Source organism: Polaribacter marinaquae, assembly GCF_038019025.1.
GTDB lineage: Bacteria > Bacteroidota > Bacteroidia > Flavobacteriales > Flavobacteriaceae > Polaribacter > Polaribacter marinaquae.
On sequence record NZ_CP150496.1, the window covers coordinates 66,451 to 91,414 of the forward strand.

Consider the following 24,964-nt stretch of genomic DNA (forward strand, 5'->3'; position numbering starts at 1 on the left):
TTCTCTTTTTAATAAAAAAACACTAGTTGATTAGTATTTTTTTGGAAACATCACCTCTATTCGTTTTAATCTTTATAATGTAAATTGCTTTAGACAGATTATTTACATCTAAGATTTTCTTGTTTTCGTTGTTCAAACTCCAAGTATTTATTTCTTGACCTAGTATAGAGTATAAATTAACTTTACTCATTTCTAAGCCGTTTAACAATTCGATATTAATGTTTTTATCTGTTTTGTTGTAAAATATATTAAAGTCGTTTGTTAGAATATTGTCTTCTGTACTTAATACAACACTTTCTTTAAAAGCTAAGAAAAATCTATCAGTATATTCTCCTTTAGGTAAATTAAACTTTACTTTACCTTCTTTTAAATTGTATGTTTTGTTTTCTAATTTATCTAAAATGTATAAATCAGAATTATCAAAGTTGATTTCATCTATTTCAAGACTAATTTCATCATCTTGACCAATTATTATTTCTAAAGGAACTTCTAGATCTTCAGTAATATTTTGAATTCCTGTAATTGCATATTTTTCATTATTATCAGAGAATTTCCAATAGAAATCTGTATTATTTACATCAAACGTAAAACTATCATAACCTTTATCATATTTAAAAGAGTTATTGTATTTAAAAGATATACCAATTTGTCTGTGCAATTCAGTACCAGTTTGTCCTGTGTAATTCATTCCTAATTTTAGAATAGGTAATTGTTTTCTAGTAGCAGTTACTTTCTTTTTATGTTTAATGTTAGATTTAAAAAATGTAGACTGCGCTCCTTCAACAATATTTTCTCTTTGGCTGTTGTTAAAAACAATTGGTCCTCCGTCTTGGTCTCCACTTATAAAGAAACCTTGTCCTACAGCAATGTATTCTAAAGGTTCGCTATATGCAGAATTTGCATTTAAACCAGCGGTTGGTTGGCAAGTAATTTCTCCGTCATCGTCTTTTAAATTAATACTATCAATATATAAATTAAAAATACTTAAAGATTCTATTGTAAAATCGCTATTCACCTGAATACAATCTGTAATTGTAAAATCGGTATAAACAGTAGAAGCAGGTAATGTGTATTCTGTAGTGTTTGTTTCGTTAATTTTAACTCTTATTAAAGCAGGTGTATTAGATTTATAATTAATTGTTAAACCATCAACAGCTCTTGATAACCTATTAAATTCTACATATTCATTTAAAGCATTTAATAAAACTACATTATTTCCTCCATCGTTTGTTGCAGTTCCTGTAGTAGTAGCATCAATAGCCTCCATATTAAAATCAAAAGGACCTGAAATTGAAGGTGCATTTGCAGCTAGTCCCATCGCCAAATTCTTTGTTGCATAACCACCAATATAACCATTAAAAGAATGTCCGGCTTGTGTAGTTGATGCATCTTCTTCTCCAGCGTGTTGCCAAAAATATAAGGTACTTGTTGTTGAATCTTCGTTATCTTCTAAAAATTTTGATGAGCTTATTGCAGAAGGATAAGGGTTACCAACTAAATAAGATTGATTTCCGCCAACAGCAGTATTTAAATTACCATCGTTTGGTGTACCGGTAAATGTATAATTTTGTTGTGTTCCAGGACCTTTTAAAGTAAATCCATCTGTAACAGGTATAGATCCTGTACTTTTTTTCTGACTCCAACTAGACCTTTTACCATCTGCACTAGCATAAGTATAAATCCAATATTCTGAAATTTTAATTGGACTAGAAACTTCACCATCATAACCACCTACAAAGTTTATATCTACAATATTTGATGTAGCGGAAGTAGCAGATGTTCCGTCTTTTAAAACATCAGCAATGGTAAAAGATGTTCCTCCAACCGGAGAACTCATATAGTTGTATCTAAATTTACTTGGCGTAGGCGAGTTTTGATCGATTAATAATTTTCCGGCACCAGTTACTTTAGAAGTAGTTTCATGAGTTTGTATTAATTGAGAATTTCCAATCAATCTAATTTCACTATTTGCATTACCTAATGTTATATCTTCAGATACAACTAATAGGTTATTATCTATAGACAATTTATTACCAGAATTAACGGTTAATTGTCTTGCTTTTAAAATTCCTGTATGAGTATAATCTTGATTTATAACAACTCTTCTGGTTCTATCTGGATAACCGTTAGACCAAGTACCACCTGTTAAAATTGTAGGATTTACTCTGTGTACACCTAATCTTAAGTTAGATTCTGTATTTGCAGACGCAATTTCAGATATTACAGGATCATGGGGATGTCTTTCTGGACCACCTAAATCTTTATCTCTATAAGGATCTAAATCTTCATTTACATAAACAATCCATTCTGTATTTGTAAAATCTTTATTTGTAGAAAGAACTTCATCACTTCTTACATAGATTTTATCATTTTCAAGATTAATTGCGCTTTCGTACCTGTTTATCCAATCATTTAAACCTGTAGCGATACTTTTTGGATGAGATAAAACTAAAATATCGTTCTCACCAATTATAGAAGTAATTCCATCATTAGTAATACCGGTGTAACTTGAAGTTGTATTGTTAATTATAATTGACTCTCCTGGGGCAAGTGCTGTTGGAATTGTTAATAAACTATTAGGTACAACAGAAGTTTGTGGGCCTGTTTTGTTTTCAAATAAAGACAATTCGATAGTGTTTGCTAAAATACTATTTGTAGGGTGTATGTTTGTGATTTCTATAACCCTACTAGTACCTTCTAAATAAAATTGAGTAATCATTGGCGTACCCGAAAGGTGTGTATCTCTATAATCTACATCTCCAATAGTAGTTGCATCGTTATCAATATCTGGTAGTGTATTTGGATCATCAATACTAGCATTTACATCTAAATAGTCATCAGCAGGATATAAAGAATTATCCAATCCGTTTTCTCCAACAGTGCCATTTGTAACTCCGTCATTATCTGTATCGATAGTATAACCAACTTCAAAAGTATCAAAAAGAGAGTCGTTATCAGAATCTAAATCTGTAAAGTCGGCATTGTCAATTCCGTCTGTATTTACAGGTATTAATCCTGTTCCGTAAGCTGTATCTAAACCATTAACTGTATATACATAATTAGGAGCTATATAGTTTAAAGTAGTTTGAGCTTCGATGTTGTCTGGTATTCCATCGTTATCAGAATCAATATCTAGATCATTATTTATACCGTCTCCATCAATATCAATATCATCTGCAAAACATGATTGAGGTGTTGTTCCGTATGCAAAATTGTCAATTGCAAACCTATCTCTTGCGCATTTATCGATTGAACCAGATGTTATAGTAAATTTTATTTCTATTTCATTTACTGCTATTGAGTTTATAAAAGCTATTGTTGCTTCCTTCCTATTTCCTACATTAATAGATCCATTTACAAGAGTAGTTTTATCGCCTCTATATAGTTCCATTAAACCCGCACTATCATTACCAAAATTAGCAGCTTTTATAAATGCAAGTAATTTGCTGTTGGCAATTACTTCTAATTCATACTTTAAATCACTTGTTCCATTAGTATCAAAAAAGTCATTAATATCAAAGCTAAAGGCATAAACAGGGTTTTCAAAGTTTAAATGTAATGAATAAGAATCCCCAACATTAGAGCCTCTTTCGGGTGTCACATCTATTGTAGGTGTATTTGTGCCGCCAGAAGCAAATTCACTAGATGTTGTGATTCTTAATTCTGAATTATTTCCAATAGGACTACTTTGACAACCTTCACCTGTATCAGGGTTATAGTCTGGAGCATAATAATTTGTTGTAAATGTTACTGTACCATCATAATTTGACGTTGTGGGGTTTATACCAAAAAAGACTTCATCATTAAGACTATTAGGTTTTATAGATGTATTTCTCTGGATAATATAATTAGCATTATTAGCACTACTGTTAAGTACAGTTAAATTTATACCTTTCTGATAGGCCGATTCTTGAAAACCAGATTCTTGATACCCAAGTCCATTATTATTGTTTCCAATACCAAAAATACTATAACCACCATCTTCCCAAATTTCGGCGTCACTGGCAGGACTTGCAGCTCCAGGAATCACACAGTTTTCAACTGTGTCTAGAATACCATCATTATCATCATCGATATCTACTGTGTCTGCATAACCATCTCCATCTGTATCTTTAGAGCTAATAGAAAAAATTGCGGGTATAAAGTTTATATCATACTTTGGGTTATTAGTATTAGTTATCGTTCCTTGATTGATATTGTAATTTCCAACGGCCTCACCTGCATCTCTATCTAAAGAACCAACTAAGGTATCACCACTATCTAAAGCACCTGAAGTTATTTGATATGTAAATACAGGATCTGCATCACCAAACTCTTTAGAACTGGCATCTGCAGTAATTGTAATTGGTATTCTTGGTGTTACAGAAAGCGTTTCTGTAATTGTTAAGTCGTCTATACCTGCTTCAATAATATCACCATTTGCAGTTCCGTCTGCTGCACTTACTCTAATTATAACATTTGATCCAGCGGGAATAGTTGCAGTTGCTTCTGTCCATACAGGTGTTGTATTAACATCGCCAATAAATACTAAATTAGAAAAATTAGTTCCATTATCATAAGAAATTTCTAATCTAAAAAAATCTCCAGCGTCATCATTTGTATCTCTTTGCCCAAAAAAGTACCAAATAGAAAATTCTGATTCTTTTATAACATTATATGTTGGTGAGGTAGCAAAAACGGTACCTCCATCTACATCTATATTTCCAATACTAGTATTTTGCCCTGTAACAAATGCATTTGTTCCGGTTGGAGTATGATCATCTTCTAATTGATAAGTAGTTGCATTTGGATTTATATTTACAAAAGTTCCTGTATTTGCGTTAGTTCCATTTGTAGACCAAGTATTACCACTTTCAAAGTTTTCAGAGTAATTTGAATCACATATATTTAAAGTTATGTAGTTTATTGTTCCTCCATCTCCATCAGCTGTATCTGTAACTTCTAAAACCCAATCTCCATTTGCGTTTTCCCCATTAAAATCGGATAAAAGGCCTTCTGGAGCATAAGTGCCTGAAATTTCTGAATTACCAGTTGGTAATGTGTTAGCAGATGTATCATCGAAAGTTACATTCGAGTAATTATTGCCATTTCCACCATTTCCAGTACTTAATTCTACTCTTGTGTTTGCTGGTGATATTAAAAAGATATTCAAATCTGAATTCCAAGTGTGATTAATGTCTAAAGTGACATTAATATCCGAAATAGAAAAATTATCAGAAACATTTATAGTAGTGGTGTAAACAATATTTCCAACGTTAGAAATAGATGTTCCTGGGTTTTCTGTATAATTTGTACAGGTCTGTGCATTACTATACAATGAAATAAATAGCAATAATATAAATGGCATAGATAGCCAATTACTTTTAGATTTAGGGGTCATAAAGTATTGTTTTAGGGGTTAATAAAGTGGTTTTATGCACTTTAATAGTTTACAAATATATTGTTTTTTTTTAGATACCAATTTGATGTAAAAAAAAAACCGAAACTTTGATGTTTCGGTTTTTAAATTTATAAAGAATTTATTTTCTTTTTTGTTGTGCTTGCTGTTCTTGCGCTTGTTTCATAGCTTCGTCTATTCTTTGTCTAAACTTGCTTTTTTTCTTTTCTGGACGCTTTTTATTTTCTTCTATTTTAGCATGAATTTTTTCTTCATCAATTACAAAGTTTTTAATTACTAACATGATTGCAATTGTTAAAAGGTTTGATATAAAGTAATACAAACTTAAACTACTTGCATAATTGTTAAAGAAAAATAGCATCATAATAGGAGAGAAGTAAATCATATACTTCATCATCTTACTCATATCTGGCATCCCTTCTTGAGTAGGAGCTTGCATATTTGCTTGCTGACTTTGATTCATTTTCATGTAAAAGAAAATTGCAACAGATGCCAATATTGGAAATAAACTTACGTGATCGCCATAAAAAGGAATACTAAAAGGTAATTTGAAAACAGTATCATAAGAAGATAAATCGTTTGCCCATAAAAAGCTTTCTTGTCTTAAAGATAAGTTTGTTGGGAAAAATTTAAATAAAGCGAAAAATACTGGCATTTGTAAAAGTGCAGGTATACAACCAGACATCATGCTCACTCCGGCTTTTCTTTGAATTGCCATGGTTTCTTGTTGACGCTTCATTGCGTTTTCTTTACCAGGATATTTCTCGTTTAGTGCAGTTAATTCTGGTCTAATTACCTTCATTTTTGCACTTGATAAATAAGATTTGTAAACCAAAGGAGACATTATAATTCTAACAACAATTGTCATTAAAATAATAATTAATCCGTAGTTAGATAAAAATCCTTTTAAGAAATTGAATACAGGATAAAATATTGTTCTGTTTAAAAAACCGAAGATTCCCCAACCTAAATCAGAAATTTGATCTAAATCTGTATCAGCATACTTATCGCTACTTAATAAATTATAATCACTTGGTCCGTAGAACCATTTCATATTATAATTTAGTTCTCCGTTAGATAATTCTAAAGGTGTTTTTAATTCGAATTTTTTAGTAAATACAGTATCAATTTCTTCATTTAAAACTAAATCGGTAGAAGTAATTGTAGCGTTATTAAATGGCTTTTCTGATAATAAGTTAGAGGTGAAAAAGTGTTGTTTGTAAGCAACCCAATCTACATCGTTTAAAATTTCTGATTTACCAGCACTAATGTCATCAACTTCATCTTCTGCCTTGTAGTAGAAGTTGGTATACATTGTATTTTCTGTCTTGATACTTTTTTCATTTCTAAATCCTTTTAAAGACCAATCTAAATTTATTGGATTAGAAGAATTTATAACATTACCCAATCCTTGAGATCTAACAGAAAAATTAACCATATAATTATCTGGTTCCATTTCATATCTATACTCTAAAAATTTTGTTTCAGAAACTTTTAGTTTCATAGAAACAATTTGATTCTCTCCGTTTTTGGTAACATTTGGTTCAAAAAATAAATCTTTAGTATTTAAAATTCTATTGTCTGTAGTACCAAAATTAATATTGAATGATGCATTTTTTTCTTTGATTAAATATAAAGGCAAAGAATCGTAGGTTTTGTAATTCTTAACTAAAGCTTCTTTAATTTGACCACCTTTATTATCAATAGTTAATTTAACAACCTCATTTTCTAATATAGAAACTCCAGAAGTAGCATTCATTGCGCTTTGTGCAAACGCACCCAATTCATTTTTTAAAGCTATTTGCTTTAAAGAATCATTTTGATAAGCAGTTTCTTTAACTAAAGTGTTATTAGTGTTAGAAGATTCTGTTGAATTAACTACACTTGTTTGTGTAGAATTATCAGTTTCTTCAATTGCTGGTTTTTGTGTGCTCATCCACCAGAAAACGATACCACCCAATAAGATTAATCCAATAAAAGAATTTAAGTCGAATTTTTTTTGTTCCATTATGTTATTTTAAATGTCAATTTGTCATTTCTACTTTACTTAAAAAAAGTAAAAGCCGACAAATGTAGCAAAACTGAATATAATTTAATAGATTTTACTACTGTTATTGTTACTATATTAAATAGTTCAAATAGTGTTCCTAAAATTAGGTTGTCATTTTATATATAAAAGAATGGTTTTCTAAATTGTAATAATTACTTTTTAGAAAACCATTTTATTATTTTTTAGATTGTTTTAAAGAAGCCTTTATAAAATCTACAAACAAAGGATGTGGCTTTAAAACGGTACTTTTATATTCTGGATGATATTGTACACCAACAAACCAATCGTGCGTTGGTATTTCTACAACTTCTACTAAACCGGTTTTTGGATTTATACCTGTTGCTTTCATTCCGGCAGCTTCAATTTGTTCTAAATAATCATTATTAAATTCGAATCTGTGTCTGTGGCGTTCGCTAATTAATTCTGATTTATAAGCTTTAAATATTTTAGAATCTTTTTTAAGTTCACAATCCCAAGCACCTAAACGCATTGTACCACCTTTTTCGGTAACATCTTTCTGGCTTTCCATTAAGTTGATAACTGGATGTTTTGTGCTTTTGTTCATTTCTGTAGAACTTGCATTATCTAAGCCTAAGATATTTCTAGAGTATTCGATAACTGCCATTTGCATACCTAAACAAATTCCGAAGAAAGGAATATTATTTTCTCTAGCATATTTTACAGCTCTAATTTTTCCTTCGATACCTCGATCACCAAAACCTGGTGCAACTAAAATACCATTAACACCTTGTAATTTTTTTTCAGCATTTTTAGGAGTTAAGCTTTCTGAATGTACCCACCGAACTTTTACTTTTGTTTCATTAGAAGAACCAGCATGAATAAATGCTTCTGTAATCGATTTATAAGAATCGTGTAATTCTACATATTTACCAATTAAAGCAATTTCTACTTCGTGTTGCGGGTTTTTATGCTTCTGTACAAATTCATTCCAAGTTTTTAATGCAGGTTCTTTTTTAGAAGTAAGTTTTAATTTATTTAAAACTACCGTATCTAAACCTTGTTCTAGCATTAAATTTGGTACATCATAAATTGTTTCTGCATCTATAGATTGTATAACATCTTCCTTTTTAACATTACAAAATAAAGCAAGTTTACGTTTTATGTCATCAGAAATATCATGTTCTGTTCTACAAACTAAAATATCTGGACTTACACCACTTTGCATTAACATTTTTACAGAGTGTTGTGTAGGTTTTGTTTTTAATTCTCCGGCTGCAGCTAAATAAGGCACTAATGTTAAATGTATAACAATGGCATTTTCTTCGCCTTTTTCCCATAACATTTGGCGCACAGATTCTACATAAGGTAAAGATTCTATATCACCAACAGTTCCTCCAATTTCTGTAATTACAATATCAAAATCGCCTGTTTCACCTAAAAGCTGAATTCTACGTTTTATTTCATCAGTAATATGAGGAATTACTTGTACCGTTTTTCCTAGAAATTCTCCTTTACGTTCTTTATTAATTACAGATTGATAAATTCTACCTGTAGTTACATTATTAGCTTGAGAAGTTGGTATGTTTAAATAACGTTCGTAATGCCCAAGATCTAAGTCTGTTTCTGCACCATCATCTGTAACATAACATTCGCCATGTTCATAAGGGTTTAAAGTTCCTGGATCTATATTAATGTATGGATCTAATTTTTGAATGGTTACAGAAAAGCCTCTTTCTTGTAATAATTTTGCTAAAGATGCTGCTATAATTCCTTTTCCAAGGGATGAAGTTACGCCTCCTGTTACAAAAACGTATTTAGTGTTACTCATGGTGTTGTTAGGTTTAGGCAAAAGTACTAACTCTAAAAATTCTGTCAAATAAAAAAGGTAAAAACATTTATAAATTTTATATTTTTGAACCGTGAAAAAATATTTTTAATTTTTTTACAATTTGTGTTTGTCAAAAATAAAAACAGTTGTATATTTGCCCACGCTTTAAAAGAGGTAAAAATCTTTAAGCAACAGTAAAGTAATCAAGAAGATATTTAAAAATACATATAATGCCGAAAAGAACTTACCAGCCATCGAAAAGAAAGAGAAGAAACAAACACGGTTTCAGAGAAAGAATGGCTTCTGCTAATGGAAGAAAAGTTTTAGCTAGAAGAAGAGCTAAAGGAAGAAAGAAAATTTCTGTATCTTCAGAATTCAGACCAAAAAGATAATATAATGATTAACAAATGTTAATGATTTAAAGGTGTTGCTATTTTTTAGTAACACCTTTTTTTATATCTAATCATTAACTATTTTTACAAAAATAAACAACAACACAACAAATTTTTACCATGCCAAAAAGAAAAGACCTAAATTCTATTTTAATTATTGGATCTGGACCAATTGTAATTGGTCAAGCATGTGAATTCGATTATTCTGGTTCACAATCTTTAAGATCTTTAAGAGAAGATGGTATAGAAACAATTTTAATTAATTCTAACCCAGCAACAATCATGACAGATCCTTCTATGGCAGATCATGTGTACTTGTTGCCTCTTACTACTAAATCTATTATTCAAATTTTAAAAGAGCATCCTCAAATTGATGCTGTTTTGCCAACAATGGGTGGACAAACTGCATTAAATTTATGTATTGAGGCAGATGATAAAGGAATTTGGAAAGATTTTGATGTAAAATTAATTGGTGTAGATATTGATGCCATTAATGTAACAGAAGATAGAGAGCAGTTTAGAGAGTTAATGATAAAAATTGGTGTGCCAATGGCACCTCAAGCAACTGCAACTTCTTTCTTAAAAGGAAAAGAAATTGCACAAGAATTTGGTTTTCCATTAGTAATTCGTTCTTCTTATACGTTAGGTGGAGCAGGAGCTTCTATCGTTTATGATCCAGAAGATTTTGACGAATTATTAAGTAGAGGTTTAGAAGCATCACCAATACATGAGGTGATGATTGATAAAGCAATGATGGGATGGAAAGAATATGAATTAGAATTATTACGTGATAAAAATGATAATGTTGTAATTATATGTTCTATAGAAAATATGGATCCTATGGGAATTCATACAGGAGATTCTATTACGGTTGCACCAGCAATGACACTTTCTGACAAAACGTATCAGAAAATGCGTGATATGGCAATTCATATGATGCGCTCTATTGGAGATTTTGAGGGTGGTTGTAATGTACAATTCGCAGTTTCACCAGATGAAAAAGAAGATATAATTGCCATTGAAATTAACCCAAGGGTTTCTAGATCCTCTGCATTAGCATCTAAGGCAACTGGTTATCCTATTGCAAAAGTAGCTACAAAATTAGCAATCGGTTATTCTTTAGATGAATTAGAAAACGGAATTACAAAATCTACATCAGCTTTATTTGAGCCTACATTAGATTATGTAATTGTAAAAATACCTCGTTGGAATTTTGATAAATTCGAAGGTTCTGATAGAACTTTAGGTTTACAAATGAAAGCTGTAGGTGAAGTGATGGGAATCGGACGTTCTTTTCAAGAAGCATTGCACAAAGCAACTCAATCTTTAGAAATAAAGAGAAACGGTTTAGGTGCAGACGGAAAAGGATACACAGATTATAATCAAATTATAGACAAATTAACCAATGCAAGTTGGGACCGTGTATTTGCAATTTATGATGCAATTGCAATGGGAATTCCGCTAAGTAAAATTTATGATATCACAAAAATAGACATGTGGTATTTAAAACAATATGAAGAATTATTTCACTTAGAAAAAGAAATTTCTACCTATTCTATAGACACTATAGAGAGAGATTTATTGTTAGAAGCTAAACAAAAAGGTTACGGTGATAGACAAATAGCTCACATGCTAAAATGTTTAGAAAGTGAAGTTTATACGAAGAGAGAAGAATTAAAAGTACAACGTGTATTTAAATTGGTAGATACTTGTGCGGCAGAGTTTAAAGCAAAAACTCCTTATTATTACTCAACTTTCGAAAATGAAATTGAAACCGCAGAAGGAGAAATAACAATAGCTAATGAAAGTATTGTTTCTGATAAAAAGAAAATTATTGTTTTAGGTTCTGGACCAAATAGAATTGGACAAGGTATTGAGTTTGATTATTGCTGTGTTCATGGTGTTTTAGCGGCTGCAGAATGTGGTTACGAAACGATTATGATCAACTGTAATCCAGAAACAGTATCTACAGATTTTGATACTGCAGATAAATTATATTTTGAGCCTGTTTTTTGGGAGCATATTTATGACATTATTCGTCATGAAAAACCAGAAGGTGTAATTGTACAATTAGGAGGACAAACTGCATTAAAATTAGCAGAAAAGTTAACAAGCTATGGTATTAAAATTATAGGAACTTCTTTCGAAGCATTAGACATTGCAGAAGATAGAGGTAGATTTTCATCAATGTTAAAAGATAATAACATTCCTTATCCAGAATTTGGTATCGCAGAAACTGCAGATGAGGCTTTAGAGTTAGCAGATCAGTTAGATTTCCCTATTCTTGTAAGACCTTCTTATGTATTAGGAGGGCAAGGGATGAAAATTGTAATTAATAAAGAAGAATTAATTAAGCATGTAGTAGATTTATTAGGTAGAATGCCAAATAATAAATTATTATTAGATCATTATTTAGATGGTGCAATAGAAGCAGAGGCAGATGCAATTTGCGATGCAGATGGTAACGTTTATATAATTGGGATTATGGAGCATATTGAGCCTTGTGGAATTCACTCAGGAGATTCTAATGCAACTTTACCAGCCTTTAATTTAGGTGAGTTTGTTATGCAACAAATTAAAGATCATACACATACTATTGCAAGAGAATTAAAAACCGTAGGTTTAATAAATATTCAGTTTGCAATTAAAGATGATGTTGTTTACATTATCGAAGCGAACCCTAGAGCATCTAGAACAGTTCCGTTTATTGCAAAAGCATACAAAGAACCTTATGTAAATTATGCTGCAAAAGTTATGCTTGGTCATAATAAAGTAACTGATTTTGATTTTAACCCTCAATTAGAAGGTTTTGCAATTAAACAACCCGTATTTTCATTCAATAAGTTCCCGAATGTTAATAAGAAATTAGGTCCAGAAATGAAATCTACAGGAGAAAGTATTCTATTTATAGATAGTTTAAAAGATGATGATTTTTATAATTTATATTCAAGAAGAAAAATGTATTTAAGTAAATAATAATTTTTTACTTCAACTAAAACATCCAATTCTAAATGTAGAGTTGGATGTTTTTTTTATGTATAAATTATTTTTGTTTAATTTATTTAACAAAAGATTAAACATTTTTAAGCCTATTTACTATTTTGTTTTCATAATTTTGACGACAATTAAAAACCAAAACACAAATTATGAAGACAAAAAATTTATTATTAGCATTATCAATTGTAGGATTTTTATCTGCTACATCATGTAAATCAGCTAAAACAGAAGAAGTAAATAATGTAAAAAAAGAAGTAGTTGCAAAGGTTGAAGAAAAGGTGCAAACACCAAATATTGTTGAAGTTGCTGTAGGAAATGAAAATTTCTCTACTTTAGTAGCAGCAGTAAAAGCAGCAGATTTAGTAAGTACTTTAAGTTTAGATGGCCCTTTTACTGTATTTGCACCTACAAACGATGCTTTTGCAAAATTACCAGAAGGAACGATAGCAAATTTATTGAAAACAGAAAATAAGGCAACTTTAACTAGTATTTTGACTTACCATGTTGTTTCTGGTAAATTTGATGCAGCAGCTGTTGTTGCCGCAATAAAAGCTAATAACGGTGCTTTTGAAGTAACTACTGTTCAAGGTGGTAAGTTGGTTGCATCTTTAGATGGTGAAAGTGTAATTTTAAAAGATGAAAAAGGAAACACGTCTAAAGTAATAATGGCAGATGTTGCAGCTTCTAACGGTGTAATACATGCTATTGATAGCGTTGTAATGCCTAAGTAATTACAAAGCATAGAATAAAAAAGCTCTCAAATTTTGAGAGCTTTTTTTATTTAAAATATGTTTTTGATTTCTCCCAATAAATATCCATTTCGGTTAAAGACATTTCAGAAAGATCTTTACCAGCGTCTTTGGCAGCTTTTTCTAGAAACTGAAAACGATTGATAAATTTTTTATTAGTTTTCTCTAAAGCATTTTCAGGGTTAACATCAATAAAACGAGCGTAATTTATCATAGAAAATAAGACGTCACCAAATTCTTTTTCGGTATTTTCTTTGTTTCCTGCTTTAATCTCTTCGTTTAATTCTTCAAGTTCTTCTTGTACTTTTTCCCAAACTTGTTCGGGTTGTTCCCAATCGAAACCAACGCCCGCTACTTTTTCTTGAATTCTACTTGCTTTTACAACTGCAGGTAAACTTTTAGGAACACCTTCTAAAACAGATGTATTGCCTTCTTTTAGCTTTAATTTTTCCCAATTTCTTTTTACATCTTCTTCATTATCAACTTTTACATCGCCGTAAATATGAGGATGTCTATTTATTAATTTGTCAGAAATTGTATTGGCTACATCAGCAATATCAAAAGAATTCTTTTCGCTACCTATTTTAGCATAAAAGACGATATGCAAAAGCACATCGCCTAATTCTTTTTTTATTTCTTGTAGATCGTTGTCTAAAATAGCATCTGCTAATTCATATGTTTCTTCTATGGTAAGATGCCTTAAACTTTCTAATGTTTGTTTTTTATCCCACGGACACTTCTCTCGAAGATCATCCATAATATCTAACAAACGATTAAATGCGGCTAGTTGCTCTTTTCTAGAATTCATATAAATTAATTTGTAAAAATTTAGAGTTACAAATAAACAGTAACAATAAATTTAAAAATTATTCTGCGCTTTCTTCAGAAGTTTCTTCTATTTTAGAAAAATCCATACCAGCTTTAACCAAAAGGTTAAACCATTGAATTACTTTTTTAATGTTAGAAGTATACACTCTTTCTGCATCATAATCTGGTAAAACTTCAGCAAAAAATGCTTCTAGTTTTTTACCACTTTCTTTGTGAGAAATAGCTTCTTTACCTTCTGTTTTCTCGAACATCGCCTTAAAAACCTGTAGTAAAGGAATGTCTTCTTCGTAAGTATAAATTGCAATGTTTTCTAACAAACTAACATTTTGAGTCGCATTAATAGCGATACGTTTGTTGTCTGTTAAAGAAGCAACAATAATTGCATTTTTAGATTGAGAAACTACTTGGTATAAACCTGCTTTACCTGTTACGGCTATAATTTTATTAAATTCCATGTTATATATTTTGTGTCTTTATATTAAGACTATTTACCTTTTTTTTGATTTGGAAAACGCATTCTATAATCTGCTCTAATTTTTCCTTTAGAAATGTTTTCTAATTTCTTTTTGATGATTCTTTTCTTTAATGAAGAAAGTTTATCTGTAAACAATATACCTTCTATATGATCATATTCGTGTTGAAAAACTCTTGCTGCTAAACCATCTAAAGATTCTGTATGCTTTTCGAAATTTTCGTCTAAATATTCAATAGTAATATTAGGTTTTCTAATAACATCTTCTCTAACATCAGGTATACTTAAACAACCTTCATTAAAAACCCATTCTTCACCTTCTTCTTCGATAATTTTTGCGTTGATAAAAACTTTATTAAAATCTTTTAATGCAGCTCTATCTTTGTCTGATAATTCTTCATCTTCTGCAAAAGGAGATGCATCAATAACAAATAAACGTATTGCTTTGCCAATTTGAGGAGCTGCTATACCAACACCAGAAGCATTGTACATAGTTTCTTTCATATTGGTAATTAGTTTTTCTAAGTCAGGATAATCTTTAGTTATCTCTGTAGCAACTTTTCTTAAAACCGGATCTCCGTACGCAACAATTGGTAATATCATTTATTTTTATTTAAAAACGTTTGCAAAAATACAATTTACAATTACTATTGACGAATTTTTGAATTGAGAATTTTTAAAATTCAATAATTTTTAAACCGATTTTAACATTTAATAAGCTAAAAGTAATTAAGAAATCGATTTTACATATTGTAAAGATAAGATTGCAGTATAATTGTAGCACTAATTTCGTCAATCATGGCTTTGTTTCTACGTTGCTTTTTCTTCATTCCGCTATCAATCATCGTTTGAAAAGCCATTTTAGATGTAAAACGTTCGTCTATTCTTTTCTTCGGAATTTGAGGTAGTAGTTTTTCTAACTTTTTCATAAATGGCAATATTAAGACTTCACTTTCGCTATCAGTATTGTCCATTTGCTTTGGTTTTCCTATTAAAATAAGTTCTACTTTTTCTTTAGACGTATATTCTTTTAAAAAGGACAAAAGTTCATCAGTATTTATAGTTGTTAAACCAGATGCTATTATTTGTAATTCATCTGTAACAGCTACTCCTGTTCTTTTTTTTCCAAAATCTATTGCTAAAATTCTAGCCATTTATAATTGTTTTAGCAAAAATACGATTTTTAAACAAAGCAGAAATATCTGTTTAAAAAATGTATCTTCGCTTTCAGTTTTTACAGATACATTTATATTTGCAGAAATTATACCATTAAAATGAAAGAAATTAGAGAAATTATAGAATCAGCATGGGAAAACCGTGAATTGTTAAAAGAGCAAAGCACGATAGATACAATTAGAAAAGTTGTTGATTTATTAGATAAAGGAGAGTTAAGAGTAGCCGAACCTACAACAGATGGTTGGCAGGTAAACGAATGGGTAAAGAAAGCAGTAGTTTTATATTTCCCTATTCAGAAAATGGAAACTTTAGAAGCAGGTATTTTTGAATATCACGATAAAATTCCTTTAAAGAAAAACTTTGCAGAAAGAGGTATTAGAGTTGTACCAAATGCAGTAGCAAGACACGGTGCTTATATCTCTGCCGGAACTATTTTAATGCCAAGTTATGTAAATATTGGTGCTTATGTAGACGAAGGTACAATGGTAGATACTTGGGCAACAGTTGGTTCTTGTGCTCAAATTGGTAAAAATGTTCACTTATCTGGTGGTGTTGGTATTGGTGGTGTTTTAGAACCATTACAAGCTGCACCAGTAATTATAGAAGACGGTGCTTTTATAGGTTCTAGATGTATTGTTGTAGAAGGTGTCCATGTAGAAAAAGAAGCGGTATTAGGTGCAAACGTTGTGTTAACAATGAGCACAAAAATTATAGATGTTACAGGTGATGAACCAGTAGAGATGAAAGGTAGAGTTCCTGCACGTTCTGTTGTAATTCCTGGAAGTTATACAAAAAAGTTTGCAGCCGGAGAATTTAATGTACCTTGTGCTTTAATTATTGGAAAAAGAAAAGAAAGTACAAACAAAAAAACGTCTTTAAACGATGCGTTACGTGAATATGACGTAGCTGTTTAAGACTTAATATGCTATGACAAAAATATCGGCAATAATACCTACACTTAATGAAGAGATTCATATTGCAGATGCAATTAAATCTGTAAGTTTTGCAGACGAAATTATTGTTATAGATTCTTATAGTACAGATAAAACTTTAGTAATAGCCGAAAAGCTAAATGTAAAAATCATCAAGCGAAAGTTTGATGATTTTTCTTCTCAAAAAAACTTTGCTATTCAGCAAGCTTCCTATGATTGGATCTATATTTTAGATGCAGATGAACGTGTTACAGAAAGTGTAAAACAAGAAATTTTAGAAGCTGTTAAAAATCCGGGTAACTTTGTTGGGTTTTATGTTCGTAGAAGTTTCTATTTTGCAAATCAAAAAGTAAACTATAGTGGTTGGCAAAGAGATAAGGTAGTTCGATTATTTTTAAAAGATAAATGTCAATATAGAGGTGTAGTTCATGAAACTATTGTTTCTAAAGGTGAGTTGGGTTTTCTTAAAAATAAAATTGATCATTTTGGTTATAGAAATTATAATCATTTTATTGCTAAAATAAATCATTATTCGATTTTAAAAGCTCAAGAACTTCATAAAAAAGGTAAAAAAGTAAATGCCTTTCATTTATTAATCAAGCCAACTGCCAGGTTTTTTATACATTATGTAATCCGTTTAGGTTTTTTAGACGGATTAACGGGATTAATTTTATCAAAAATACTAGCGTATTCTGTTTTTACCAGATATATAAAGTTATGGTTATTAAATAAAGGTATTGAAGAAAATTAATTGCTTTTATAAAAGATAATATTCCTAAAAAATCGATAATTTTTATAGGTTAAAAATGCAATTAGTTGCCAAATTGGTCTTAAAATTTCTCTTAAAATCTTTTTAACTTTCGGCATACTTTTTTGTTGAATGGTTGTGCCACCAACATTTTTATCATTACTACTAACATAACTTTTAACAGTAGTGTAAACTTTTACTTTGTGTTTAAATACATCTTGCTTTAAAACATCTATTGGTGCATAATATGTGGTTAAGTTTTTAGCTAATAATTTAGCAGCATCTTTACCTATTATTTGCCCTGTTGTTTGTAAAGCAGGTATTGCAAACTTGTTCAATAGTTCTTTGCTTTCTATAGATAAAAAACCTTTTCTACCTGCAATATCAATAAAATCTTTATTAGTGGCAGAAATTAAGATTTTTTCTAAATCATCAAAAAAATCATCAGTTAATAATGCATCATCTTCTAAAATAATTGCAAAATCTTCTTTTTGTTTGGCAACAATACTCCAAAGATCAAAATACGTTTTTGTTAATCCTATTTCACCATCGTTTAAATACGGAAAATGAGTAAGTATATTGTGTTGTTTTTTTGCTTTTTCTAAATATGTTTTAGGTAATTCTTTACCATAAACGGCAGGCATTCTGGTTAATGGAATATTCAATTTTTTAAATTGATTTTCCATAAAATTTCTTCTTTCTAAGCTTTTATCTAAATTTATGTAGTAAACTTTATAAGTCATCATATTTTTATCCAGTTTTGGCAAGCAATTTCGTTTACTTTATCTACAAACCAATTTCTTGGTGCAATTATAGTTTTATTTTTATTTCTATTTAACCAAGCTCCCCACCAAGAAAAACTGCTGTTTGCTGTAATATTATGTTTACATAAGCTCATTAAATAAATGTCTTCATGTGGTAAACATTTATGGTTTATATAAACAGCATTTTCGATAACTAAATTATCTTTTGTCCAATTGATATCATCAGAAAAAATAAAAAAAGAAACATTAGAATGTTTTTTATTGATGATTTTAATAGCTTCTTTATAATATGCTAAACTACAAGTTCCGTGAATAGTGTTCGATTTTGAATCTGTTACATAATCACCGCGCCTAATATGTATAGAACAGCTAGTTTCTGATTTTAAAATTTCGGTTTTATATAGTTTAGTAGAGTTAGAAAGTTCTTCTTTAAGTACAAATTGATGAATTAATTCGCTTCTAATATCAGAAAAATATTTTTCTGTCTGAAAATATCCTTTTAAATATTCGTTTCCTTTTAAGTTGGTTAAGTTTTTATCGAATAATAAATTCTTTTCTTTTAAGGTTTTAAACGGATTTATTTTTGATAAGAATAAATTGAATGAGTTTGCAGTTTTTAGATCAATTTTATATTTATCTAATTGATAACCACCATGCAATTTGTATTTTTTTATTTTAGATAGATCTAATTGCACTTCGTAACCTTTCATTTCTAGCGACTTTGCATACGCATATTGAAACATTTGGTTTCCTAATCCGCCAAGTATTCTAACAATAATCATGGTTAATTTTAAGTAAAAAAAGGTGATTTTTTATGCAATACGCAAAAGTACAAATGTTATTACAATTTTCTTTGATTAATTTGCTGTTTAAAAGCTTAGAAAATAATAAATTTGCGAACACTTTTAAAGGAATATGAAGTATACAGAAGCAATCTCATCAGAAATTTTTAATATTATATCTAAAGCATCAAAAGAGCTACAAGTAGAAAGTTATGTAATTGGTGGTTTTGTTAGAGACTTTTTTTTAAAAAGAGGTACAGCAAAAGATATTGATGTAGTTGCAATTGGCAGCGGTATCGATTTGGCGCTAAAAGTTTCTAGTTTATTACCAAATAAACCAAAGGTTCAGGTTTTTAAAACCTACGGAACCGCAATGTTACGTTTTAAAGATGTAGAAATAGAGTTTGTTGGTGCCAGAAAAGAGTCTTATACAGAAGAAAGTAGAAATCCAGAGGTTACCGAAGGTAGTTTGCAAGATGATCAAAACAGAAGAGATTTTACTATTAATGCTTTGGCTTTAAGTTTAAATGAATCGAATTTTGGTGAATTATTAGATCCTTTTAATGGTATGGAGGATTTAGAAAACGGAATTATAAGAACCCCTTTAAATCCGGATATTACGTATTCTGATGATCCATTGCGAATGATGCGTGCAATTCGTTTTGCAACGCAATTAAATTTTAAAATTGAACATGATTCGTTATCTGCAATAACAAAAAATGCAGATCGATTACATATAATTACTAGAGAACGAATTGTTGATGAGTTGAATAAGATTATGTCTTCTTCTAAGCCATCTGTTGGTTTTTTATTACTAGAAAAAACAAAATTGTTAAAGCAAATTTTACCAGAATTAATTGCTTTAAAAGGAGTAGAAGAGGTAGAAGGGCAGAAGCACAAAGATAATTTTTATCATACATTAGAAGTGGTTGATAATATTTCTGAAAATACAGATGATGTTTGGCTTCGTTGGGCAGCTTTGTTGCATGACATTGGTAAAGCACCAACAAAAAGATTTAGTAAAAAAGTTGGTTGGACATTTCATTCGCATGAATTTGTTGGCTCTAAAATGGTTCAAAAAATCTTTAAAAGATTAAAAATGCCATTAAATAATAAAATGAAGTTTGTTAAAAAAATGGTAATGCTTAGTTCTAGACCTATCGTTTTAGCAAGTGATGTTACAGATTCTGCAGTGAGACGTTTGGTTTTTGATGCCGGTGATGATATTAATGATTTAATGACGCTTTGTGAGGCAGATATTACAACTAAAAATCCTAAGAAATTTAAAAGATATCATAGTAATTTCGAAATTGTAAGAGCTAAAATAAAAGAAGTAGAAGAGAGAGATAGAGTACGTAATTTTCAACCACCAATTTCAGGAGAAGAAATTATCGAAGCATTTAATCTAAAACCATGTAGAGAAATTGGTCAAATTAAAGAAGCTATCAAAGAAGCTATTTTAGATGGTAAAATACCTAATGAGCACGATGCTTGTTATAAATTTATGATCGAAAAAGGAAAAGAATTGGGTTTAACACTTTCAGTATAAATACATGAAATTATTTACAGAAATAAGAACCTTATTTTTAGATCTTAGACTTTTTTTTATTGATAGTAAACAAGAATTAGTTATCGTAACAGGTTCTGATAGTTCTCATTTTAAAAGCCTTTATCAGCTTTTAGAAAGTTTAAAAGTTCATGAAAAAAATACAAAAACTATAATTTACAACCTTGGTTTAACTTCTGATGAGGTTCTAAAAATAAAATCGAAATTTAAAAACTTCGAGTTAAGAGATTTTGATTATGCTAAGTATCCAGAATATTTTAATGTAAAAGTAAATGCTGGTGAGTATGCTTGGAAACCTGTAATTATTAATACTGTTTTAAATGAATTTAAAACTTCTGTATGTTGGTTAGATGGCGGTAATAAAGTTGTTAAACCGTTAAATTCTCTTAGAAAGATAATAGAATTGTATGGTTTTTATTCACCTTTTTCTAAAGGGATTGTTTCTGAATGGACGCATGAAAAATCTTTAGATTGTTTAGGTATTTCTAATGACTCTAAAATATTAAATCAACGAAATTTAAACGGTGCATGTGTTGCTGCTAATTATAATAATGTAGCTGTAAGAAATGTAATTAAAAAATGGAGTGACTGTGCAAAAAATAAGGCCTGTATTGCTCCAGAAGGAAGTAGCAGGTCAAATCACAGACAAGATCAGGCTATATTATCTGTACTAGTTTACAAAAACATGTTTAAAATTGGTAGAAAAATGGTGTATAGAAAATTCGGATTTAAAACACACCAAGATATCGATTAACTAAGATAAACTTTGCATTGTAACCAATTTAAAGTATTCTCCTTTTTTTGCAAGAAGTTCTTCATGTTTACCTTGTTCTACAATTTCCCCTTTTTTAAGTACCACAATTTTATCTGCTTTTTGAATAGTAGACAATCTGTGTGCAATTACTAAAGATGTTCTGTTTTGCATCATTTTTTCTAAAGCTAATTGAACTAGTTGTTCAGATTCTGTATCTAGGGCAGAAGTAGCTTCATCTAAAATCATTATTGGCGGATTTTTTAAAACGGCTCTAGCAATAGACAAACGCTGTTTTTGTCCGCCAGAAAGCGTATTACCACTATCACCAATATTAGTATCGTATTTTTCGGGTAAATTTTGAATAAACTCATCTGCATTTGCAATTTTTGCAGCTTCTAATATTGCCGAATCTGTGGCGTCTTGAGTTCCTAACTTTATATTATTAGCTATTGTATCATTAAAAAGAATTGAATCTTGAGAAACAATTCCCATTAAATCTCTTAAAGATTTTTTAGTGATATTTTTAATGTTGTTATTGTCCAATAAAACTTCACCTTTATTTACATCATAAAAACGAGTTATTAGGTTTGCTAATGTAGATTTTCCGCTACCAGATTGTCCAACCAAAGCAACTGTTTCTCCTTTATTAATAGTTAAAGAAAAATCTTTTAAAACATAATCGTCTTTATATTTAAATGAAATGTTTTTAAATTCAATTTCTGAAGAAAAAGCATTTTTTTGCAGAGCATTTGGTATATCTTTTATACTATTTTCAGTATTTAAAACAGACATAATTCTTTCTGCAGAAGCTTCACCCTTTTGTATGTTATAAAAAGTGGTTGTAATTAATTTTATAGGATTTAAAACAGTATAAAACAAAACAATATAACCCATAAATTCATCAGGTTTTAGAGAGCTTTTGTTAGACAAAACCTCTGTACCACCATACCAAAGAATCGCAATTATTGTTGCAGACCCTAAAAACTCGCTCATAGGAGATGCTAATGTTTGTCGATGAATTACATTAGTCATCAACTCCTTAAACTTTAAAGTTGAGTTTTTAAATTTATTTGCAATAACATTTTCTGCGTTAAAGCCTTTAATAATTCTTAAACCTGTTAAGGTTTCTTCTATAAATGATAAAAAATTACCAGTTTCTTTTTGAGCTTTAATAGAATTTGCTTTTAGCTTTTTACTTATTGAAGAAATTATAAAACCAGAAACAGGTAGTAAAATAAAAACAAATAAGGTTAATTTAACGCTCATAAAAAGCATTAAAGAAATAGCAATAATTACCGTTAAAGGTTCTCTAACAATTGTTTCTATAGAAGTTAATATAGAATTTTCAACCTCTTGAACATCAGAAGTCATTCTAGCAATAATGTCTCCTTTTCTTTTTTCAGAAAAATACGAAACAGGTAACTCTACAATTTTATGATATAAATTGTCTCTTAAATCTTTTACAACACCTGTCCTTAAAAATGTAATTACATACGATGCTAAATATCTAAATAAGTTTTTTAGAAAAAACAAAGAAATAGCCAAAAGGCAAATAAAAACTAATGTTTTTATATTGCCTTCGTTTTCTATTTTTTCTGAAATAAAATGATAAAAACTTTCTTTTAAAAAGTCTCCAATTTTAGTAATTCCTTGGTAAGTAGGTTTTTTTAAAACTTCTTTGTTTGTGCTAAAAAGTATACCTAATACCGGAATAAATGCTAATACAGAAAGTACATTAAAAATAGCATAAAGTATATTAAAAAGTATATTTAAAACTGTAAATTTTCTATACTTCTTTTCGTATTTTAAAATGTCCTTAAAATATCCCATTAATTTAATTTCATTTCTTTAATAATTCGTTGAATTTTAGCATCTAATTCAGCTTCTACTTTTTCTGCATTTTCTTTTGTATCAAGAGAAGAATTTACACTAAAGTAAAATTTAATTTTAGGCTCTGTTCCACTTGGTCTAGCCGCAATTCTTGTTCCGTTTGCTGTTTGATAAATTAAAACATTAGATTTTGGTATGTTAATTTTAGATACCTCACCAGTAATTAAGTTCTTTTTAGTTGAAGCTTGATAATCTGATAAAGATTCTACTTTTTCGCCATCAATTTCTGATAAAGGATTATTACGCATGTCGCTTAACATTTGCTGAATTTCTGCGGCTCCATCCATTCCTTTTTTAACAATAGAAATTAAATGTTCTTTATAGAATTTATTATCAACATAAATATTTAATAATTCTTCGTAGAAAGAGCTACCATTTTGTTTTGCGTAAGCAGCAATTTCACAAGCTAATAATGTAGCCGTAACTGCATCTTTATCTCTTACGAAGCCGCCAACCATGTATCCGAAACTTTCTTCTCCACCACCAATAAAATCAAGTTCTGGAAAATCTTTCACCATTTTGGCAATCCATTTAAAACCTGTTAAACCAATTTTAGTTTCAACATTATAATTTGCAGCTACGTCGTTAACCAATTCAGTAGAAACAATAGTAGAACCTACAAATTGTTTACCGTTCATTTTACCTTCTTCTTTCCATTTCTTTAAAAGGAATTCAGTCATTAAAACCATAGTTTGGTTACCATTTAATAACTTCATTTTGCCGTTAGTATCTCTAACTGCAACACCTAATCTGTCGCAATCAGGATCTGTACCAATAACAATATCAGCATCTATCTTATTAGCCAAATCTGTAGCCATTTTTAAGGCTTCTGGTTCTTCTGGGTTCGGAGATTTTACCGTTGGAAAATCGCCATTAGGAACTCTTTGTTCTTCTACGATATGAACATCTGTATACCCAGCTTTAGCCAAAGCATCTGGCACAGATACAATAGAAGTACCGTGTAAAGAAGTAAAAACAATTTTTAAATTATCTCTATTGATATTTTCTGCTAAAGAGCCATTTTTTACTGATGCTTCAATAAAAACAGCGTCAACATTTTTACCAATTGTTTCAATTAAATCTTCGTTAGCATCAAAATTAATTTCAGAAAAATCTAAAGCGTTTACTTTGCCAATAATTCCGCCATCATGCGGAGGTACAATTTGTCCGCCATCTGCCCAATATACTTTGTAACCATTATATTCTGGCGGATTGTGAGACGCAGTTAATACTATACCCGCATCACAATCTAAATGTCTTACAGCAAAAGATAATTCTGGTGTTGGTCTTAAATCTTCGAACAAGAATACTTTTATGTTATTTGCAGATAAAACGTCTGATACGATTTTAGCAAACTTTTTACTGTTATGTCTACAATCATAAGCAATTACTACTTTTATTTGCTCTTTATTTACGTTTTCAATTAAGTAATTAGACAAACCTTGTGTTGCTCTACCTAATGTATATTTGTTTATTCTATTGGTTCCTGCGCCCATTACACCACGCATTCCACCAGTACCAAACTCCATGTCTTTGTAAAAACTATCAGTTAATTCAGATGAGTTTTCACTAATTAATTTCTGAATTTGATCTTGTGTTTCTTTATCGAATGTAGGTGTTAACCATTGTTTTGCTTTTTCTAATATTTCGCTCATTTTGGTTTGATTTTTAATTGA

The 24,964-nt window shown here is 29.9% G+C and carries 18 protein-coding genes; 7 read left to right on the plus strand and 11 right to left on the minus strand.

Going from position 1 to position 24,964, the window contains the following annotated elements:
- Window positions 1-22: 22 nt before the first annotated feature.
- From WG950_RS00325 to WG950_RS00335, 3 genes are all read right to left on the minus strand, one after another.
- Window positions 23-5,347, minus strand: coding sequence for an MBG domain-containing protein (locus WG950_RS00325; RefSeq protein ID WP_340933312.1), 5,325 nt, complete (start codon window positions 5,345-5,347; stop codon window positions 23-25).
- A gap of 172 nt (window positions 5,348-5,519) precedes the next feature.
- Entirely contained in the window at window positions 5,520-7,406 is a 1,887-nt protein-coding gene (gene yidC / locus WG950_RS00330) for a membrane protein insertase YidC (RefSeq protein ID WP_340933314.1), read from the minus strand.
- 217 nt (window positions 7,407-7,623) lie between these two features.
- Entirely contained in the window at window positions 7,624-9,237 is a 1,614-nt protein-coding gene (locus WG950_RS00335; RefSeq protein ID WP_340933316.1) for a CTP synthase, read from the minus strand.
- Window positions 9,238-9,467: 230 nt separating this feature from the next.
- Here WG950_RS00335 and rpmH point away from each other — a divergent pair, with 230 nt between their 5' ends.
- From rpmH to WG950_RS00350, 3 genes are all read left to right on the plus strand, one after another.
- Window positions 9,468-9,629 carry a 50S ribosomal protein L34 gene (rpmH, locus tag WG950_RS00340; protein ID WP_077809647.1) on the plus strand — a complete coding sequence of 54 codons (162 nt, stop codon included), beginning with the start codon at window positions 9,468-9,470 and terminating at the stop codon, window positions 9,627-9,629.
- A 120-nt stretch (window positions 9,630-9,749) separates the two neighbouring features.
- Entirely contained in the window at window positions 9,750-12,605 is a 2,856-nt protein-coding gene (gene carB, locus WG950_RS00345) for a carbamoyl-phosphate synthase large subunit (RefSeq protein WP_340933324.1), read from the plus strand.
- 170 nt (window positions 12,606-12,775) lie between these two features.
- On the plus strand, window positions 12,776-13,357 hold the full coding sequence (locus tag WG950_RS00350; protein ID WP_340933326.1) for a fasciclin domain-containing protein: 582 nt from the start codon (window positions 12,776-12,778) through the stop codon (window positions 13,355-13,357).
- A 46-nt stretch (window positions 13,358-13,403) separates the two neighbouring features.
- Here WG950_RS00350 and mazG read toward each other — a convergent pair whose 3' ends face one another.
- From mazG to ruvX, 4 genes are all read right to left on the minus strand, one after another.
- A complete protein-coding gene (mazG, locus tag WG950_RS00355; protein ID WP_340933327.1) occupies window positions 13,404-14,183 on the minus strand; it encodes a nucleoside triphosphate pyrophosphohydrolase in 780 nt (259 codons plus the stop codon).
- A gap of 58 nt (window positions 14,184-14,241) precedes the next feature.
- Entirely contained in the window at window positions 14,242-14,658 is a 417-nt protein-coding gene (locus WG950_RS00360; RefSeq protein ID WP_077809643.1) for a DUF5606 domain-containing protein, read from the minus strand.
- A 29-nt stretch (window positions 14,659-14,687) separates the two neighbouring features.
- On the minus strand, window positions 14,688-15,278 hold the full coding sequence (gene def / locus WG950_RS00365; protein ID WP_077809642.1) for a peptide deformylase: 591 nt from the start codon (window positions 15,276-15,278) through the stop codon (window positions 14,688-14,690).
- 140 nt (window positions 15,279-15,418) lie between these two features.
- Window positions 15,419-15,829 (minus strand): Holliday junction resolvase RuvX, encoded by a 411-nt coding sequence (ruvX, locus tag WG950_RS00370; protein ID WP_340933333.1) that lies wholly within the window; start codon window positions 15,827-15,829, stop codon window positions 15,419-15,421.
- Window positions 15,830-15,949: 120 nt separating this feature from the next.
- Here ruvX and WG950_RS00375 point away from each other — a divergent pair, with 120 nt between their 5' ends.
- Window positions 15,950-16,765 (plus strand): 2,3,4,5-tetrahydropyridine-2,6-dicarboxylate N-succinyltransferase, encoded by an 816-nt coding sequence (locus WG950_RS00375; RefSeq protein WP_077809640.1) that lies wholly within the window; start codon window positions 15,950-15,952, stop codon window positions 16,763-16,765.
- A 13-nt stretch (window positions 16,766-16,778) separates the two neighbouring features.
- Complete coding sequence (locus WG950_RS00380; RefSeq protein ID WP_340933336.1) at window positions 16,779-17,534, plus strand: glycosyltransferase family 2 protein; 756 nt, start codon at window positions 16,779-16,781, stop codon at window positions 17,532-17,534.
- Here the strand turns inward: WG950_RS00380 and WG950_RS00385 are convergent.
- Window positions 17,531-18,277 carry a glycosyltransferase family 25 protein gene (locus tag WG950_RS00385; protein ID WP_340933337.1) on the minus strand — a complete coding sequence of 249 codons (747 nt, stop codon included), beginning with the start codon at window positions 18,275-18,277 and terminating at the stop codon, window positions 17,531-17,533. The two genes, WG950_RS00380 and WG950_RS00385, sit on opposite strands and share 4 nt — an antisense overlap.
- A complete protein-coding gene (locus WG950_RS00390; protein ID WP_340933339.1) occupies window positions 18,274-19,077 on the minus strand; it encodes an alpha-1,2-fucosyltransferase in 804 nt (267 codons plus the stop codon). The genes WG950_RS00385 and WG950_RS00390 overlap by 4 nt, the downstream gene beginning before the upstream one ends.
- 133 nt (window positions 19,078-19,210) lie before the next feature.
- On the opposite strand from WG950_RS00390, the gene WG950_RS00395 reads away from it, so the two are divergent.
- A complete protein-coding gene (locus WG950_RS00395; protein ID WP_340933342.1) occupies window positions 19,211-20,626 on the plus strand; it encodes a CCA tRNA nucleotidyltransferase in 1,416 nt (471 codons plus the stop codon).
- Window positions 20,627-20,630: 4 nt separating this feature from the next.
- Window positions 20,631-21,398 carry a DUF1647 domain-containing protein gene (locus WG950_RS00400; RefSeq protein ID WP_340933344.1) on the plus strand — a complete coding sequence of 256 codons (768 nt, stop codon included), beginning with the start codon at window positions 20,631-20,633 and terminating at the stop codon, window positions 21,396-21,398.
- Here the strand turns inward: WG950_RS00400 and WG950_RS00405 are convergent, their stop codons facing one another.
- The gene (locus WG950_RS00405; protein WP_340933346.1) at window positions 21,399-23,228 is read right to left on the minus strand and encodes an ABC transporter ATP-binding protein; all 1,830 of its coding nucleotides are present in this window, start codon (window positions 23,226-23,228) and stop codon (window positions 21,399-21,401) included.
- Window positions 23,228-24,943, minus strand: a complete 1,716-nt coding sequence (locus WG950_RS00410) for a phospho-sugar mutase (RefSeq protein WP_340933347.1) — start codon at window positions 24,941-24,943, stop codon at window positions 23,228-23,230. Before WG950_RS00410 ends, WG950_RS00405 begins: the two co-directional genes overlap by 1 nt.
- Window positions 24,944-24,964: the final 21 nt, after the last annotated feature.

What these genes read in the sequence shown, in the direction of transcription:
- WG950_RS00325 (WP_340933312.1), bottom strand. Translation starts at nt 5,347, where the DNA reads ATGCCATTTATATTATTGCTATTTATTTCATTGTATAGTAATGCACAG.
- yidC (WP_340933314.1), bottom strand. Translation starts at nt 7,406, where the DNA reads ATGGAACAAAAAAAATTCGACTTAAATTCTTTTATTGGATTAATCTTA.
- WG950_RS00335 (WP_340933316.1), bottom strand. Translation starts at nt 9,237, where the DNA reads ATGAGTAACACTAAATACGTTTTTGTAACAGGAGGCGTAACTTCATCC.
- rpmH (WP_077809647.1), top strand. Translation starts at nt 9,468, where the DNA reads ATGCCGAAAAGAACTTACCAGCCATCGAAAAGAAAGAGAAGAAACAAA.
- carB (WP_340933324.1), top strand. Translation starts at nt 9,750, where the DNA reads ATGCCAAAAAGAAAAGACCTAAATTCTATTTTAATTATTGGATCTGGA.
- WG950_RS00350 (WP_340933326.1), top strand. Translation starts at nt 12,776, where the DNA reads ATGAAGACAAAAAATTTATTATTAGCATTATCAATTGTAGGATTTTTA.
- mazG (WP_340933327.1), bottom strand. Translation starts at nt 14,183, where the DNA reads ATGAATTCTAGAAAAGAGCAACTAGCCGCATTTAATCGTTTGTTAGAT.
- WG950_RS00360 (WP_077809643.1), bottom strand. Translation starts at nt 14,658, where the DNA reads ATGGAATTTAATAAAATTATAGCCGTAACAGGTAAAGCAGGTTTATAC.
- def (WP_077809642.1), bottom strand. Translation starts at nt 15,278, where the DNA reads ATGATATTACCAATTGTTGCGTACGGAGATCCGGTTTTAAGAAAAGTT.
- ruvX (WP_340933333.1), bottom strand. Translation starts at nt 15,829, where the DNA reads ATGGCTAGAATTTTAGCAATAGATTTTGGAAAAAAAAGAACAGGAGTA.
- WG950_RS00375 (WP_077809640.1), top strand. Translation starts at nt 15,950, where the DNA reads ATGAAAGAAATTAGAGAAATTATAGAATCAGCATGGGAAAACCGTGAA.
- WG950_RS00380 (WP_340933336.1), top strand. Translation starts at nt 16,779, where the DNA reads ATGACAAAAATATCGGCAATAATACCTACACTTAATGAAGAGATTCAT.
- WG950_RS00385 (WP_340933337.1), bottom strand. Translation starts at nt 18,277, where the DNA reads ATGATGACTTATAAAGTTTACTACATAAATTTAGATAAAAGCTTAGAA.
- WG950_RS00390 (WP_340933339.1), bottom strand. Translation starts at nt 19,077, where the DNA reads ATGATTATTGTTAGAATACTTGGCGGATTAGGAAACCAAATGTTTCAA.
- WG950_RS00395 (WP_340933342.1), top strand. Translation starts at nt 19,211, where the DNA reads ATGAAGTATACAGAAGCAATCTCATCAGAAATTTTTAATATTATATCT.
- WG950_RS00400 (WP_340933344.1), top strand. Translation starts at nt 20,631, where the DNA reads ATGAAATTATTTACAGAAATAAGAACCTTATTTTTAGATCTTAGACTT.
- WG950_RS00405 (WP_340933346.1), bottom strand. Translation starts at nt 23,228, where the DNA reads ATGGGATATTTTAAGGACATTTTAAAATACGAAAAGAAGTATAGAAAA.
- WG950_RS00410 (WP_340933347.1), bottom strand. Translation starts at nt 24,943, where the DNA reads ATGAGCGAAATATTAGAAAAAGCAAAACAATGGTTAACACCTACATTC.